Origin of the sequence: Deinococcus aerophilus, from assembly GCF_014647075.1 — a bacterium.
Lineage (GTDB): Bacteria > Deinococcota > Deinococci > Deinococcales > Deinococcaceae > Deinococcus > Deinococcus aerophilus.
The window spans coordinates 61,042-76,355 of sequence record NZ_BMOM01000017.1; the positions used below are offsets into that span (position 1 = coordinate 61,042).

16 protein-coding genes are annotated in these 15,314 nt (G+C 69.5%); 9 read left to right on the plus strand and 7 right to left on the minus strand.

Annotated elements, in window-relative coordinates; translation table 11 throughout:
- Nucleotides 1-64: 64 nt before the first annotated feature.
- The 4 genes from IEY21_RS11150 to IEY21_RS11165 form a co-directional block, all read right to left on the minus strand.
- Complete coding sequence (locus IEY21_RS11150; RefSeq protein ID WP_188904403.1) at nucleotides 65-1,570, minus strand: YifB family Mg chelatase-like AAA ATPase; 1,506 nt, start codon at nucleotides 1,568-1,570, stop codon at nucleotides 65-67.
- Between the two features lie 143 nt (nucleotides 1,571-1,713).
- Nucleotides 1,714-2,058, minus strand: coding sequence for a Sec-independent protein translocase subunit TatA/TatB (locus IEY21_RS11155; protein WP_188904405.1), 345 nt, complete (start codon nucleotides 2,056-2,058; stop codon nucleotides 1,714-1,716).
- Between the two features lie 90 nt (nucleotides 2,059-2,148).
- Nucleotides 2,149-4,119 carry a serine/threonine-protein kinase gene (locus tag IEY21_RS11160; protein ID WP_188904406.1) on the minus strand — a complete coding sequence of 657 codons (1,971 nt, stop codon included), beginning with the start codon at nucleotides 4,117-4,119 and terminating at the stop codon, nucleotides 2,149-2,151.
- A gap of 121 nt (nucleotides 4,120-4,240) precedes the next feature.
- On the minus strand, nucleotides 4,241-5,125 hold the full coding sequence (locus tag IEY21_RS11165; RefSeq protein ID WP_188904408.1) for a DUF4384 domain-containing protein: 885 nt from the start codon (nucleotides 5,123-5,125) through the stop codon (nucleotides 4,241-4,243).
- Between the two features lie 213 nt (nucleotides 5,126-5,338).
- Between IEY21_RS11165 and IEY21_RS11170 the strand changes: the two genes are divergently transcribed.
- Together IEY21_RS11170 and IEY21_RS11175 are read left to right on the plus strand one after the other, a co-directional pair.
- Complete coding sequence (locus tag IEY21_RS11170) at nucleotides 5,339-5,947, plus strand: hypothetical protein (protein ID WP_188904410.1); 609 nt, start codon at nucleotides 5,339-5,341, stop codon at nucleotides 5,945-5,947.
- A 24-nt stretch (nucleotides 5,948-5,971) separates the two neighbouring features.
- Nucleotides 5,972-7,240 carry a sensor histidine kinase gene (locus tag IEY21_RS11175; protein ID WP_188904412.1) on the plus strand — a complete coding sequence of 423 codons (1,269 nt, stop codon included), beginning with the start codon at nucleotides 5,972-5,974 and terminating at the stop codon, nucleotides 7,238-7,240.
- 3 nt (nucleotides 7,241-7,243) lie between these two features.
- On the opposite strand, the gene IEY21_RS11180 is transcribed toward IEY21_RS11175, so the two are convergent.
- Complete coding sequence (locus IEY21_RS11180; protein WP_229753047.1) at nucleotides 7,244-7,771, minus strand: RNA polymerase sigma factor; 528 nt, start codon at nucleotides 7,769-7,771, stop codon at nucleotides 7,244-7,246.
- 193 nt (nucleotides 7,772-7,964) lie between these two features.
- Between IEY21_RS11180 and IEY21_RS11185 the strand changes: the two genes are divergently transcribed.
- On the plus strand, nucleotides 7,965-8,318 hold the full coding sequence (locus IEY21_RS11185) for an FUN14 domain-containing protein (RefSeq protein ID WP_188904415.1): 354 nt from the start codon (nucleotides 7,965-7,967) through the stop codon (nucleotides 8,316-8,318).
- Between the two features lie 24 nt (nucleotides 8,319-8,342).
- On the opposite strand, the gene IEY21_RS11190 is transcribed toward IEY21_RS11185, so the two are convergent.
- A complete protein-coding gene (locus IEY21_RS11190; protein ID WP_188904417.1) occupies nucleotides 8,343-9,350 on the minus strand; it encodes a LacI family DNA-binding transcriptional regulator in 1,008 nt (335 codons plus the stop codon).
- A 171-nt stretch (nucleotides 9,351-9,521) separates the two neighbouring features.
- On the opposite strand from IEY21_RS11190, the gene IEY21_RS11195 reads away from it, so the two are divergent.
- The 6 genes from IEY21_RS11195 to IEY21_RS11220 all read left to right on the plus strand — a co-directional run bounded on the left by IEY21_RS11195 (nucleotide 9,522) and on the right by IEY21_RS11220 (nucleotide 14,800).
- Complete coding sequence (locus tag IEY21_RS11195; protein ID WP_188904419.1) at nucleotides 9,522-10,052, plus strand: copper chaperone PCu(A)C; 531 nt, start codon at nucleotides 9,522-9,524, stop codon at nucleotides 10,050-10,052.
- Between the two features lie 2 nt (nucleotides 10,053-10,054).
- Nucleotides 10,055-10,750 carry an SCO family protein gene (locus IEY21_RS11200; protein WP_188904421.1) on the plus strand — a complete coding sequence of 232 codons (696 nt, stop codon included), beginning with the start codon at nucleotides 10,055-10,057 and terminating at the stop codon, nucleotides 10,748-10,750.
- Nucleotides 10,747-11,565 carry a cytochrome c oxidase assembly protein gene (locus IEY21_RS11205; RefSeq protein WP_188904422.1) on the plus strand — a complete coding sequence of 273 codons (819 nt, stop codon included), beginning with the start codon at nucleotides 10,747-10,749 and terminating at the stop codon, nucleotides 11,563-11,565. Before IEY21_RS11200 ends, IEY21_RS11205 begins: the two co-directional genes overlap by 4 nt.
- A gap of 87 nt (nucleotides 11,566-11,652) precedes the next feature.
- Complete coding sequence (locus tag IEY21_RS11210; RefSeq protein WP_188904424.1) at nucleotides 11,653-12,588, plus strand: DUF8754 domain-containing protein; 936 nt, start codon at nucleotides 11,653-11,655, stop codon at nucleotides 12,586-12,588.
- 185 nt (nucleotides 12,589-12,773) lie between these two features.
- Nucleotides 12,774-13,652 carry a hypothetical protein gene (locus IEY21_RS11215; RefSeq protein WP_188904426.1) on the plus strand — a complete coding sequence of 293 codons (879 nt, stop codon included), beginning with the start codon at nucleotides 12,774-12,776 and terminating at the stop codon, nucleotides 13,650-13,652.
- Nucleotides 13,653-13,753: 101 nt separating this feature from the next.
- Nucleotides 13,754-14,800: an endonuclease/exonuclease/phosphatase family protein gene (locus tag IEY21_RS11220; protein WP_188904427.1), complete on the plus strand. Its 1,047-nt coding sequence runs from the start codon at nucleotides 13,754-13,756 to the stop codon at nucleotides 14,798-14,800.
- On the opposite strand, the gene IEY21_RS11225 is transcribed toward IEY21_RS11220, so the two are convergent.
- Nucleotides 14,797-15,255, minus strand: coding sequence for an aminoglycoside phosphotransferase family protein (locus IEY21_RS11225; protein WP_308424836.1), 459 nt, complete (start codon nucleotides 15,253-15,255; stop codon nucleotides 14,797-14,799). The two genes, IEY21_RS11220 and IEY21_RS11225, sit on opposite strands and share 4 nt — an antisense overlap.
- Nucleotides 15,256-15,314: the final 59 nt, after the last annotated feature.

Genomic DNA, 15,314 nt, shown 5'->3' on the forward strand with positions numbered 1-15,314 from the left:
CGACAACCCACACCTCCCAGGCCCAGAACCCCGGTTCTGGTCTGGGGGTTTTTTGACACTGCCGTTATCCCGCGCCCAGATCACGGGGGCGGTAGGTAACGGCCTCGGCCAGGTGGGTCTCGCGGATGTCCTCGCTGCCGGCCAGATCGGCCACGGTCCGGGCCACCCGCACCACCCGGTCAAAGCCCCGTCCGGTCAGGCCCAGCTGGCGGGCCGCCGCCCGCGCAAAGGCCTCGGGGCCGGAGGCCAGGGCGGCGTGCCGGCGCAGGGCCTGACCGGAGAGGTCGCTGTTGCGGGTGCCCTGACGGCTCAGCATGCGCCCGCGCGCCTGCACCACCCGCTCGCGGACCGGCGCGGACGGCTCGGGTTCGGGGGCGCGGGTCAGTTCGTCAACCGTCAGGCGCGGCACCCGGCACACCAGATCCAGCCGGTCGAGCAGCGGTCCGCTGATCCGCGCGGCGTAGCGGGCCCGCTCGGAGGGCGTGCAGCTGCAAGCCTTTTCCGGATCGTTCAGGTGACCGCACGGGCACGGATTCATGGCCGCGATCAGCTGAAAGCGCGCCGGATACTCCACGGTGGCCCGCGCCCGGCTGATGGTGACGGTGCCGTCCTCCAGCGGCTGGCGCAGGGTTTCCAGGGCCTTGCGGCTGAATTCGGGAAACTCATCGAGAAACAGCACGCCGCGGTGGGCCAGACTGACCTCGCCGGGACGCGGCACGCTGCCGCCGCCGATCAGGCCGGCGTCCGAGACGGTGTGGTGGGGTGCCCGGTACGGAGCACCCAGATTCAGAGCGCCGCGGGTGGTCAGCAGGCCCGCCGCCGAGTGGATGCGCGTGACCTCCAGCGCCTCGGCCCGCGACAGCGGAGGCAGCAGCCCCGGCGCACGGCGCGCGAGCATGGTCTTGCCGCTGCCCGGCGAGCCCACCAGCAGCAGATTGTGGCCGCCGGCCAGCGAGATCTCCAGCGCCCGGCGGGCCGCGCCCTGTCCCTTGAGGTCCGCGAGGTCCAGGTGCCGTCCCTCAGGGTCGTCCGCCTCGGGCGGCGGGGTGACGGGAAGGAGAATCTGCCCGCTGAGATGGCGCACCGCGTCCAGCAGCGTGGGTGCGCCGTAGACCCTCAGGCCATCGATCAGGGCGGCCTCGCGGGCGTTGCCGTGGGGCAGCAGGGCAGGCAGGCGCAGCGAGTCGGCGAGCAGCGCGAGGTTGACCGCCCCCGCGATGGGCCGCAGGCTGCCGTCGAGCGCCAGTTCCCCGGCACACACCAGACCGTCCAGCGCACCTGCGGGCAGCAGGTCCTGAGCCGCGAGCAGTCCCAGCGCAATGGGCAGGTCGTACAGCGGCCCTTCCTTGCGCAGGTCCGCCGGGGCCAGGTTCACCGTGATGCGCGCCGCCGGAAACGGCAACCCGGCGTTGCGCACCGCCGCCCGCACCCGCTCGCGCGCCTCGCTGACCGCCTGATCGGGCAGCCCCACCACCGTGAAGGCCGGCAAACCCGGCGATACGTCCACCTCCACCTCGACCGGCACGGCGTCCACCCCGATCAGCGCCACGCTGCGGGCACGGGCCAGCATCAGAACGGTCCGGCGCGGTGACGGACGCCGTGAAGGGCGCGGCAAAGGCAGAGGCTCACGCCTCCGAGTTTACCAGAGGCTTCCTGCCGGACAGCAGAAAAAAGCCGCCCTGGAGGGACGGCGCTGGGGGATGACGGGGGGGGTCAGCTCCGGACCGCTTCCTCGCCCTTCTCCAGATTCACAGGGTCCAGATTCGCGGGTCGGGAGGCCACCTCGGTCCCGGCCGGCACCGGGGCCACTGAACTGGGCGTGACGCTGGCGGCAGCGACCGGCTGGGGCGGCACCGAGGCGTGGATGGTCTGCGTGGGGGTTGCGGCGGGAGTATTCAGGCCGCCCTCGAACTCTTCCTTGAGGCCCTGGGTGCTCTTGCGGAATTCACGCAGGCCCGCGCCCAGGCTCTTGCCGAGTTCGGGCAGCTTGCGGGGCCCAAAGACCACCAGGGCGACAATCAGGATCACGATCAGTTCTGCGGGTCCAATGTTGGGCATGTGTACCTCCGTGTCGGACGGAGCCGGATGTGGGTGGGGGGTGGAGGCGGCGTCCTGAGGTCAGTGTAAGCCCGCCCGGTGAACTGGGGGTCAGAGGCCGGTGAGCGCCGGTGAAGGTCGGTCCCGGTAGGCGCGCAGCGTGCCGTCCATGAACGCCACGTACAGCGTGCCGGCGGCGGCGAGCGGGGTGGCCTGCACGCCGGTCGTTTCCTGCCGGGACCAGCGCAGCGCCCCCGTGCGGATGTCCAGCGCACACAGCTGGCCCGCCTCACACGCCAGAAACACCACGCCCGCGCTGATCACCGGGCTGGCGGTCACGCGGCCCGCCATGCGGTGCGCCCACAGGTCCTCGCCGTCGTGCAGGCGCAGAGCGCGCACGGTTCCGTCCCAGCCGGCCAGAATCGCCACTCCCTCCGCGCCCGCGGCCCCGGCGCGCGTGACGGCGGGCGAGGCCCATACCTCGTCTTCCAGGTCGTAGGTCCACAGAATGGGGTCGCGGCCTTTCAGGGCCGCGCGGCCCGAGGCGGCGCTCAGGGCCAGGGCATGCACCTCGCCCTCCCAGGTCGCCACCACCAGCGTCGCCTCACCGGCCCCGGTGGGCAGCAGCGCGGGGGTTCCGTGTACCGTGCCGACCTCGACCTTCCACAGCGGGCTGCCGCTGCGGGCATCCAGGGCATGCAGCCAGCCGTTCTCGTCACACACCAGGGCCGCGCCCGCCCACACCAGCGGGCTGGCCGCCACCGGGCCGTCGGTGCGGTAGGCCCACGACAGTTCGCCGCTGCGGGCGCTCAGGGCGTGCAGGTGCCCGTCGCGGCTGGACGCGAGCACCTGCCCGGCCCACAGGGTCGGGGCGCCGGTCAGTTCGGCGCGCGCCTGATGCCGCCAGACCTCCGCGCCGCTGTGCAGGTCCACCCGCCGCAGCGTGCCGTCCCAGGCCCCAAAAAAGATGTGCCCGCCGTGGAAGGCCGCCGGAGCCGTGACCTCGTCGCGCGCGGCGTAGGTGGCAAAGGGCCGCCCCGAGGCGTGGGTCAGTACAAGTTGCCCCCCACGCGTGCCCACCGCAACCAGATCGCCCTCTCCCACCACGGCGGCGGGCCACGTCACCTCACCGGGCAGCGGCACGCTCCAGACCTCGTTCAGGCTGGAAACGCGGGCGGGGCCGTCGGGGTGTTCGCCGGTCCGGGCGCGGCCACCGCGGTACTGCCCACGCGCGTGGGCCGTCCATACGTCGCGCCGGGCCAGGGCCCACAGATGGGCCAGGGCCTCGCCGGACTCCGGACGGTCTTCCGGCTTCTTTTCCAGCAGCGAGAGCAGGACCCGCGCCACGGCGTCGGGAACCGCCGGATTCAGCTCGCGCGGATCGGGGGGACGCTCGTAGACATGCTGATACAGCACGCTCTGGTCGCTGTCTCCCACAAAGGGTGGGCTGCCACACGCCACCCGGTACAGCACTGCCCCCAGCGCGTACAGGTCACTGCTGGGGCCGACCCCGATGCCGCGCGCCTGCTCCGGGGCCATGTAGACCGGCGTGCCCAGCGTGACCCCCGAGCGCGTCAGGTGCCGGGTGTGGTCCGACAGGGCCACCAGTCCGAAATCCATGATGCGCGGCAGTCCTGCGGCGTCGAGCAACACGTTTCCAGGAGTCAGGTCACGGTGCGTGATGCCCTGCCCATGAATAAAGTGCAGGGCCCGCGAGGCGAAGGCCGCCGCCGTCAGAAAGCGGGCCAGCGAGGTGGGCGCGTCTTCCAGCGGCCCCAGCGCCGTGATGGGCCCGCCGGTCATCAGGGGCATGCTGAAGAATGGCCGTCCATCGGCACCCTCCTCGCTGCCCAGATCCAGCACCGGAATCACGCCCGGATGGGTCAGGCGGGCCAGTGTGCGGACCTCGCGCAGAAAGCGCTGTTTGTCCGATTCGGGCACGTGGGCGTGCATCACCTTTACGGCCACATCACGGTCCAGCAGAAGGTCGTGGGCGCAAAAAACGCGGGCGCTGCCACCCTCGCCCAGGGCCGAGCGCAGGTCATAGCGCCCGGCCAGTTGCGTTCCCACCTCAAGCGGCATACCGGGGGAGTCTAGCGTCCAGGGCCGCGGCCCGGCCGTTCATCCGCGCCGAGCGGGCAAGACCGGTCCGCCCAGGAACTGGTGCGAATCCAGTTCCTGGGCGTCCGGGGTCTGGCCGGGTTCAGCGGCGCTCGACCCGGATCTCGGTGCGGTGGCCCTTGCGTTTGACGCTCAGCTCGGCACGGTCGCTGCTGCCGCGGCGGTATTCACTGCTGATCTCGTTTTTCTTGGACTTGAGTTCTACCTGCTGATAGCCCTCGGCCTTCAGGAAAGCCGCGTAACGCTCATGCAGTCCACGCAGGTCGGTCGAGCGGGTGTCCAGCGTGGTTTTCCACTCGCGTGACACACCCCAGGGGCCCTGAGTCGCGGCGGGGGCACCGGTCAGCGGCGCGGCGTTCCGCGGCGGCGCAGCGACCGGAGCCGGCGCCGCGCTTACATGGGGGGTCACCTGATAGTAGGCCGTGGCGCTGTGCCAGGTGTTCTGCGCGACCGGCGTCACCACGATGCTCAGCGCCTGCGCCAGCCCCTGCTGGCCCTTGACCTGCACGTCGGCAAAGCTGTTGTTCTGTGCCTTGAAAGTGGCGATCTGGTCGAGCTTGAGGGGAGTTTTGCTCGCCAGGGCCAGCACCTTGTTCACGCCATACGGCGCGGCGATGTCGAAGGTGAAGGGATCGCCGGCAGCGGGAAAGACCTTGACCGCATTGGCCTTCACGAAGTTGGCGCCGCCCTGATACCGGTTGGGCAGAATCAGGTCAACCTGACCGCTCGGATCCACATTGAACAGATAGACATACGCGTCCTGCGAGACGCTGGCATACAGCCGGATGCGGTCGCCGGGCGTGTAGGCCGGAATCTTCTGACCGCTGACGTCGCGGTCGGTCCATACCCGCACCTTGAGGTCTCCCGGCACCGGGTTCACGATGATGCTCTGCGCACTGATCTGGGGCGCGGCCAGGCCCATGCTGCCCAGGCCCAGCACACTGCTCAGGAAAAGAAAGACTTTCATGGGCCCACTGTGGCGCGGGGGAATGACCGCAGCCTGATCCGGGGGCGGCGCCCTCGTCCCGCCCTCGGGCCTTCAGTGCTCACCCACTGCGCCCCAGCGCGGCCCCTCCCGGTCCTTGGCGCCGTTCCCTTCCCTGTTCCTCACCGGGTCCGCTGCCCCCCCAGTGGGGTGCCCCGCTTGAGCCCAGGGGCCGCCGCCCGCTAGAGTAGGGGGGTGTTCCCGCCCAACCTGGCCCCCCGGCGCACCCTTACCCGTGTCCGGCTGATTCCATCTGCGCTGATCGCCCTGTTGATCGGGGCGGCCTCCCTGGGCGCGGCTGTCCGCCCGTCCGCGATTCCCGCCACGCCGCCCAAGGCGGCGGCGCTGCCCGCCTTTCCATATGTCCACGGTGCGCGCCCCATGCCCCGGGCCCTGCCGGGCGAACGTACCGTCTTCACGCTGGAGGGCCCCTCGGGCGAACAGGACCTGACCCTGCGGCAGCTGCAGGCCCTGCCGGCCGTACGGTACGCCACCACGCACCTGCAGCTGAAACGCACCCTGACGTATCAGGGCGTGCCGCTGCGGGATCTGGCGGCGCGCGGCGGCTTTGCCGGCAAGGACCTGCGGATCTCCGCGAGCAACGGCTTCTCGGCCGTGATCCGCGCCGCGGATTATCTGAAAGAGCCGATCATGCTTGCCTACCTGCAAGACGGTCAGCCCATCTCGATTCTGGACAAGGGTCCGCTGACCGTGGTGCTGCCGCCCGGGCCGACCCGCTTCACGTCTCCCACCTACGCCTCGGCCTGGGTGTGGTTTGCCGTGCGCGTGGCTCCCGTTCCATGAGCGCCGCGCCGTGAGGCCTCCGTCATGAGGCGCTGGGGTGCGGGGCGGCGCGGCGGGGCCGGGCGCGGGCGAAAGTGGCCCCGCCCCACCACGGTCCTGGAGGTATCGCTGGCCACGCTGCCCGCCGCCATCACGGTCGTGCTGCTGCTGCTGGTCACCCAGCCTGCGGTGCAGGCCCTGCTGCACCACGGCGCGGGCTGGCCGCCCTACGCCTACCAGGGACTGGCCCAGGACGTGCAGGCGTATCAGGTCGCGCTGCTGAGTCCGGAACTGTCGGCCGGGGAACGCCGCGAATTCCGCGACCGCGCGCTGTCGAGCGCCCGCAACCCCGCCCAGTTCACGCAGCTGGACAGCATCCAGGCCCTGGGCGAGGCCCGGCTGGCCGTGATTGAGCGCTACCTGCTCGAGGAAACCCCCGAGGCCGCCGCCCGGGCCACGCGCGAGGCCGTGGGACTGAGCGCCCAGGCCGGAGAGTATGCCCGGGCCACCGAACAGCGGTACATCGGGGCGCTGCAGTTCATGCGCCGGGCGCTGTTTACCACGGCGCTGCTGACCGGCGGCCTGAGCGTGCTGCTGACCCTGCGTGCCGCGCGGCTGCGCCAGGACGAGCAGCGACGCCGCAAACGCCGCGAGGCGCGGCAGCAAGAAGCGCTGAACCTGGCCAGCCACGAACTGCGCCGTCCCCTGCAGTCGCTGCTGCTCGCCAGTGACCTGCTGCGGCAGGCCGATACCCCCCAGCAACAAACGCACCTGCTGGGCCTGATCGAGGACAGCGCCGCGCAGCTGGCAAGCCGCGCCGACCTGACCCGCCTCAACGACCTGTATCTGGACGTGACCCTGCGCGTGCAGCACACCGACCTGCGGCCCCTGATCCAGCGCTTTGCCGCCACGCGGGTGGCCGTGATCACGCCCGAGGAGCCGGTGGTGTGGCCGGTGGACCCCGACCGCCTGAGACAGATCATCGAGAATCTGGTGGAAAACGCCCTGCGCTACACCGACGATCTGGTCGAGGTCACGCTGCGTGGCGGCCCGCCGGTCATCGAGGTCCGGGACCACGGCTCCGGCCTCAGCGACGGCCTGCGGGACCGGGTCTTCGTGCCCTATGAACAGGGGCCGCAGGGCCTGCGGATGGGCCAGGGTCTGGGGCTATCGCTGGCGCGGCGCTATGCCCGTGCCCACGGCGGCGACGTGACCCTGACGAATGCCAGCGGCGGGGGCCTGCGCGCCACCGTTCACCTGGGACAGCCGCTGGCGGTGCTCTCGGAGCACCATGGCGCGAAGTCCCTGGCCTGAGCCTCAGTTCACGTCGGCCACGTCCGCGAGCAGTTCGGCGAGCTGCTCCTTGGCGCGGAACACCCGGCTCTTGGCCGTGCCGACCGCCACGCCCTGAATGCGGGCGATGTCGTCGTAGGGCAGGTCCTCTACAAAGCGCAGCACGACCGCCTCGCGGTATTCCGCGGGCAGGCGCAGCAGGGCGCGCTGCACGCGGTCCTGCGCGTCGGCGCTCTCGGCGGCCCCCACCGGCGAGCGGGCTTCAGAGGCGACCTCGAAGCCCACGTCCTCGCGCGCCTGCTCCAGGCTGAAGCGCTGCAACTGCTTGCGGCGGTGCGACTCGATCTGGGTGTTGCGCGCCACCTGATACAGCCACGGCAACACCCGCTCGCCGGGCCGGAAGGTGCGGATGCTGCGCCACGCCCGGTAAAAGACCTCCTGGGTCAGGTCCAGCGCGTCCTCGCTGTTGCCCTCCAGCCGGTACAGGTAGCCGTACATGCGGCCCTCGTACTCCTGCACGAATGCGTACCACGCGGCCTCCTCCCCGGCCATCAAGCGGGTCAGCAGTTCCGGCGAGATCACGTCGGGCGCGGCAGGGGGAACGGCAGGGTCGGTCGGCGAGGTCACGTCCTGCACACCATACCGTCCCGCCGCCACCCACGCGGCAGCACACGCCGGCCCGCCCACTTCCGCCGCGACCACGCTAGGATGCACCCCGCACCGGCCATGTCCGCTGCCCCCCACCATGACGACCTCTCCCCCACCCCCCGACCCCGGCGGCCTGTCCGCTGGCCTGCAGGCGATGCTGCCCGACCTGAGCGTGGGGGCCGTCCTCGGCTTCGCCACCGGCGTGGCGCTGCGGGCTGTGGGGCGCATCGTCCTGATTGTGATGGGCCTGCTGTTCATCGCGCTGCAATTGCTCGCGTATTTCGATGTGGTCAGCATCAACTGGCTGCACCTGCAGGCACTGGCCGAACCGCTGCTGCGCCAGGGCAGCGAGAACGGCGCGGCGTGGCTGGGCCGCATTCTGGTCGCCAATCTGCCCTTCGCCGGAGCCTTCACGGCGGGGCTGCTGCTCGGGCTGCGGATGCGCGTTTAACCGCCAGGCATCCGCAGCGCCGGTTCACGCCGTGTCGCGGATGATCAGGCGCGGCTCGAAGCGGCGGGCGCGGGGCGGCCCGGGGTATCCACTCAGGCGCGAGAGCAGCAGCCCCGCAGCCTCGTAACCCATGCCCTCGACCGGCTGGTGCAGGGTGGTCAGGCCCCGTGCGGCGGCCCACGGCTGATCGTCAAAGCCGATGATCCGCACGTCACGCCCGGCCGTCAGGCCGCGCACCCGCACCTCGTCAAGGAGTGCCCCGGCCAGCAGATCGGCGGAGGCGAACACGGTGCAGGGCAGGCCACCCGGCGCGGCCTGCACCCGGTCCAGCAGGGTAGCGGCGGTGTTGCGCGCTGCGAGCGTGTCGAAGCTGGAGGTGTACTCGGCCTCCACCCCGCGCCCGGCCGCCGCCAGCGCTCCCAGAAACCCGCTGCGGCGGTCCTCGAAGACGCGGGTGGTGAACAGCTGATCCAGCTCGGTCTCGACCCAGATGGCGTACAGCGCCCCGGGCAGGGCGGCGGCGTACTCCCCGGCCAGCCGTCCTCCGGTCACGTTGTCCATGAAGGAACAGTCCACGTTTTCTGCGAAGGCGTCCACCAGGACGGTGGGCTGCTGGGTGCGCAGGCGGCGTTCGTGGAACACCTCGGTCAGGTTGTAGGTCGCCATCACCAGTCCGTCGGCCTGATACGCCAGGGTATGCGAGGCCAGGTAGCGTTCCAGCCGCGAACGGTCGAGCAGCGGAAAGATCGCCACGTCGTAACGCGCTTCCTGAAAGGCTGTTTCCAAGCCGTCGAGCAGCCGCGTATAGAACTCGGTGGTCAGCACCGGCAGCAGCACGCTGATGGTGTAGCTCTTGCCCCCCGCGATGCGCCGGGCGTGTGGGTTGGGGGTGTAGTCGAGATCGGCGATGGCCTTGAGGACCGCTTCCCGGGTCGCGCTCTTGACCGCCGCGTGGTTGTTCAGCACCCGTGAAACGGTGCCAACACCCACGCCGGCCTGCCGGGCAACATCCTGAATGGTGGGGGTACGCATGGTAGGCCGACAGGATACCCTGTTTGGTGGAAGCGGGTTCCAAATCCTGTTTCGGCGGCGCACGGTTCCTGATGCGGGGGACAATCCGGCCCCGCCCGCGCGCCTAGACTGACCGGGCAGACGACGTGGCCGCCCTGCAGGCCACCGCCCCCGTGTTCAAAGGAGTTGCCCATGCCCCACTTCAGAATCTCCCGGCAGGTGCTCGCGGCCACCCTGGGTGCCGTGGCCATCGGCCTGAGTGCCCTGGCCCTTTCTCCCGCACCGTCCCACTCCACTCCGGCGGGGCACAGTCCGACCGCAGGGGCCCATGCTCCGGCCCAGCACACCGCCCCGGGAACGTTGCCGCTCCAGGCACAGGGGGCCACGGTGGTCGCCGTACCTCCGGTGATCAAGGAAACCAGCGTGTTCGCCACGCTGATCAATACGGGCCAGACTCCCATTGTTCTGAAGGGCGCATCTGCCGAAGTGGCGGCCCACGGCATGCTGATGGTCACGGCGTCCCAGTCGGGCATGGTGGGCATGAGCATGACCCCAACCCTGACCGTGCCCGCCGGGGGCCGGCTGGTCCTGAGTGCCACGGGCAGCCACCTGATGCTGATGGGGCTCAAGCGGCCCCTGAAGGTCGGGGAAACCCTGAGGCTGACCCTGAGCGCCGCCGATGGCCGGACCTTCTCACTGAACGCCACCGTCAGGAAGCCCTGAGCATGACCGAGATGCCTTCCACCGCCGGGGTCGCATCTGAGGGTCGCAGCGCCACGCGCCCGTGGTATGTCTCGGCGCTGCTCGCCGTGGCCGCCGTCGCCCTGCTGCTCGGCGGGGCCTGGGGCTTTGCACGCCTGAAAAGCCCGTATCCCTTTTACGGCACTGCCTACGGCCCGGACGTATCGGCGGCCCGCTTCAGCGGCACCGACCAGAACGGGCGGCCCTTCGCGTTCGTCCCGGAGCAGCAGGCGGGGGTCACGGCGCTGTTTTTCGGCTTCACGCACTGTCCCAACATCTGCCCGCTCACACTGGCGTATCTCGACAAGGTCCGGGCCGCCCTGCCCGCGGCGGAGCGCGAACGTTTCCGCACCGTGCTCGTCAGCGTGGACCCGGCCCGCGATACCCCCGAACGCCTCAAGGCCTACGTGGAGTATTTCGGTCAGGCAACCGGCGTGCATATCCCCGAGCCCGCCCTGAGTCAGGTGGCCCGCGACTACGGCGTCGGGTATCAGCAGGTGGACGTGAAGGGCGCGGACTATCAGATCAACCACACCACCGCCACCTACCTGATTGACTCGGCGGGCAAGCTGCGGGTGCTGTGGGACTACTCGCAGTTGCCGCAGGTGGAGCGCGTGGTGGCCGATGTGCGGTATGTGCTGGAGTCTTCTGGGGAACAGGCACAGGGAGCGGTCCAGTGACTGCTCCTGCGCCGATCAACCTCGACCCCACGCTGAGCGATCTGCTGGTCCCGGCCCCGGATGTGCTGTTTCTGATTCCTACCCTGCTGGTGCTGGCCGTGTATGTCTGGCGTTTTGCCGTCTCCCGCCGTACCCCGGAGGGCCGGGAGCGCTGGCCGCTGTGGCGGGCCGCCCTGTTTGCCGCCGGCATGCTGCTGCTGCTCATCACCACCCAGAGCCGCGCCGCCACGCTGACCGGCAGCAGCATGGCGCTGTACATGGGCCGCCTGATGGTGCTCGCCGAGATCGTGCCGCCGCTGCTGGTGCTGGGCATCCCGCGCGGCATCCACATGAATCCGCGCGGCGCCGTGGCGCGGGTGCTGGGGGTACTGCTCGACCCGTGGGTGGCGCTGGCCGTGTGGGCCGCCGTGATCATCTTCTGGAATGTGCCCGCCGGCTTCAACGCCAGCGTGGTGACGAACACCGCCGCCGCGCTGCTGCCCGCGCTGTACCTGCTGAGCAGCCTGCTCGTCTGGAGTGTGATCCTGCGGCCCCTGCCGGGCGTGCAACCCGCCGGAATAGGGTCACGTGGGGGCTTTGGTCTGCTCGCCGCGCTGCCCATGATGGCCGTCGCCTCGGTGTGGCTGTACGCGCCGCGGGTGCTGTACACGCCCTACGTGAACGCGCTGTGTCTGTGGAACCTCTCGCCGCTGCAAAACCAGCAGCTGTCGGGCTGGATCATGATGCTGGCCGGACTTCCGGCACTGGCCCTGGCGTTTATCCAGCTGTTTCAGTGGCTGGTGGAGCTCACGGGCGGCAACGAGGCGGCGCGCTAAACCCGGCACATGGGCGGGCCGCCGGCCACTCCAGCCCCCCCGGCCACCGTGCGTTTTCGGTTGCCCACTGCCCCTACAATGCCGTCCATGAGCGACATTCTGAGCGGCTGGACGCCCGCCCCCTCCGGCTACAAACACGTGGTCAGCGTCAGCCTGGGCAGCAGCAAGCGCAACGCCCGTGAGGAAGTCACCGTGCTGGGCCAGCCGTTCATCCTGGAGCGCATCGGCACCGACGCCGACAGCAAAAAGGCCGCCGAACTGTTCGGGGTACTCGACGGGCGGGTGGACGCCTTCGGGCTGGGCGGGGCCGACCTGTACGTGATTGCCAACGGCAAGCGCTACCAGTTCAACAATGTCAAGAAACTGGTGGCGAAAGCCAGGACGACCCCGGTGCTGGACGGCAGCGGCCTGAAGAACACGCTGGAGCGAGACGCGATTGCCCAGCTGGACCCGCTGCTGAACTGGCGCACCCAGAAGGTGCTGATGGTCAGCGCTGTGGACCGCTTCGGGATGGCCGAGGCGCTCGCCCAGCACGGCGCAGACATCGTGTTCGGGGACGTGGTGTTCGGCCTGGGCATTGACCGGCCGCTGAGGTCGCTGGGCGCGCTGCGCAACGTGGCGCGCGTGGTGCTGCCCGCCATCACCAAGCTGCCGCAGGACTGGTTCTACCCCACCGGGGCCAAACAGGAGAGCAGCGTGCAGGGCAAGGGCACCAAGTATTACGCCTGGGCCGACGTGATCGCCGGAGACACCCACTACGCCAAACGCTACGCTCCGCATGACCTCAGCGGAAAGACCATCCTGACCCAGACCATCACCGAGGCCGACCGGGCCTGGATGAAGGACCGCGGCGTGGCCCGCCTGATCACCACGACGCCGCGCATGGGCAGCCGCAACTTCGCCACCAATGTGCTGGAAGCGTTCTTCGTGGCCCTGAGCGGCAAGAAAGAAGCGCTGAGCGAGGCGGAATACCTGCGGTACATTCGTGAAGTGGGGTTCAGACCGGAAGTCAACGAGCTGTAGGCCACAGGAACGCTGTTGCCCGGAGGCCGCCTCCCCCGTCACCCAGACCTTACTGTTCCAGGCCCGCCCCTGCCGTGGGTGGTCTTCAGCGGCACTGCCCCAACAAAAACCTTCAGGTTCGGTTGACGTAAGCCCCCGGTCTGTTTCGCAGCCGTTACGGTGAAGGTCTAGCCCGGAGGTAACCCATGAACTGGAAAGCGGTCCTGATCACCACCCTTCTGATTGCTTCGGCGGGCCCCGCATCCGCCCAGACCACCAACATGCAGAACACCGGCATGCAGACCAACAGCGCCCTGCCCGCGAACACGCCCGCTCCGCTGCTGAGCGGCACCACCGACGGGCTGGCCTGGGGCCTGTATCCAGGCGGACTGACCGATCTGCAGGAGGGAGAAAACCGCCTGCGTCTGAGCGCCCCGGCGAATGCCCGAGTGCTGGGCACCCGCTATAACGGCGGAGACCGTCCCGCCGCACTGATCACGTACCGACCCCCAGGCGGTCTGGACGCCCGCAGCGCCCTGGCCTTTGCCACCAATCAGTTGCAACGCCAGGGCTTCGACCTGACCTCACGCGCGTATCCCGACAGCAACCAGGCCCGCGCGCTGCTGCGCCGCCAGGAACGCCTGATTGAGGTCCAGATTCTTCAGGGAGCCACGGGCAACCTGCAGGTGCTGTATCTGTTCCGGGGCGGCAATCTGCCCCAGCGTCTGCTGGTGGATCAGGCCCCGAGCAACCTGCAGGTCTACGCCGAACCCATTGATCTGAAAACCGTGGCGACCGTACCGGGCCGGATCTTCCTGACCCCACCGGGCGACGTGTTGGTCGACATCACCAGCTACCGGGATGCCACGGTGAGCATGCTGTTCTTCGGCGATTACACCCTGCAGCAACTGGAGGATTTTTACCTGCCCTTTTTCCTCCAGCAGGGCTTTATTGAAACCACCCAGCAAGACCTTGGCGGACAGGCCCGCACGTATCAGATCTCCCGCGACGGCAACACCTACCTTCTGACCCTGAACGCCTCGGAAGCCACCAGTCGGGCGCGGGTCACGCTGGCCGCGCAGTAATCCGGCGCAGTAATCCGGCCGTCACCCGCCTTTGCACGCCCGCGTCCTGAAGCGGAGGTGGGAAAGGCTCCGTTCTGTACACCCCCGGGAGATCCCTGATCATGCTCTTGAAGGCCAAACACCGTTCTGCCGTCGCCGGGCTGTCCGTGGCCCTGGTGTTGATCGCCGTGGGCTGGGGCTGGCTGGCCCGTCAGTATTCTGAGACGTGGTGGTGGGTCGCGACCATTGACCTGATGCCGCCCCAGATGCTGATGGTGGCGTTCGCGGCACTGGCCTGGGCGGCCTGGCGGGAGCGGCGGCTTCTCTGGGTGTTGTGGAATGTCGTTTTCGCCGCCGCCTTTCTGGTGCTGCAGGTGGGGCTGGTGGTTCCCCTGGGCCGCGTGGCCCAGGCGGAGGCTCCTCCCTCCGCCCTGACCCTGATGACGCTCAATACCTGGGACGCCGCCGCACAGGCCAGCGAACTGGCCGGAATGGCGCGGCGCCAGGGGGCCGACATCATCGCGCTGCAAGAGGCCCGCAAGAAAAATCAAGACGGCTCCGCCTATGCCGCCAGCCTGCGCGCCGCCTTTCCGGGATGGACCCTGGTCCGCCAGGGCGAGTTGCTGACCCTGTCGCGGCTGCCTATCGTGAAGACGTCGGTGGTGGCGCTGCAGGACTCGCGCCATCTGCTGCTGGTGACCCGGATCCAGACGGACAGCGGGCCCCTGACCGTGGTCAACGTTCATCTCCCCACGCTGGCACTGCTGCCGAGGGCCCAGCTGCCCGGCGATCCCAAGACGTTACGCGAACGGGTCAAGTGGCGTCTCGGCATCCGTCAGGCATTGCCCCGGGCGCTGGACTCCGTGCAGGCCGATGCTGCCGGTCCTCTGGTCCTGGCCGGCGATCTCAATGCCCCCGCGTGGGGAGAACTGCATGCCTTGCTGCGACAACGTGGCCTGCAGGACGCTTTCCGGGAGGCTGGCTCTGGCTTTGGCTTTACCTTCCGTGCCGGCCTGGGGTTCTTGCGGCTGGACTATGTCTGGGGACAGGACGTCCGGTTTATCAAAACGCGTGCGCTGTCCGATGGAGTGACCAGCGACCACCGCGTTCTGCTGGTGCGGCTTGCACTGCCGGCAGAGCCGACGACCGCCCGCCACACCCGGCCCTAGGACCCCAGCCACTCCCGCCTCTCCGGAAACTGCACCGAGACGCGCAGCAGTTGCATCAGCGCGGTGCCGGGGCGGGCGTACAAGGGGTCCGTTGCGTGGTCCTCGGGGTCAAAGCCCAGGCGGCGCGCAGCGTGGTGCAGCAGATAGGCCAACAGGCGCAGCGTCGCGCCGTCGTCCAGCTCGGCCTCTTCACGGTAGCCGCGCAGCAGTTCGGGGGAGGCCAGGGGGCCAGCGTAAGCCAGGTCCAGCACCGGGTCGCCCCAGCCCGCGTCTCCCCAGTCGATCAGCGCCGTAACCGCCCCCTCGGGCGTGACCATCAGGTTACTCGCGTGCAGGTCATTGTGCAGAAACACCGGCGGGGCGGGCGGTGGGGCGACTTCCAGCAGACGCGCCACCGTCTGGGCGGCCCAGATCGCCTCGCCCTGACCCAGCCGCCTAGAGCCCGTTTTGGAAATGAAAAGACTGTCTCAGACAGTCTTTTCATATTGTGACCAGCCGGCGGAGCAGGAGACGG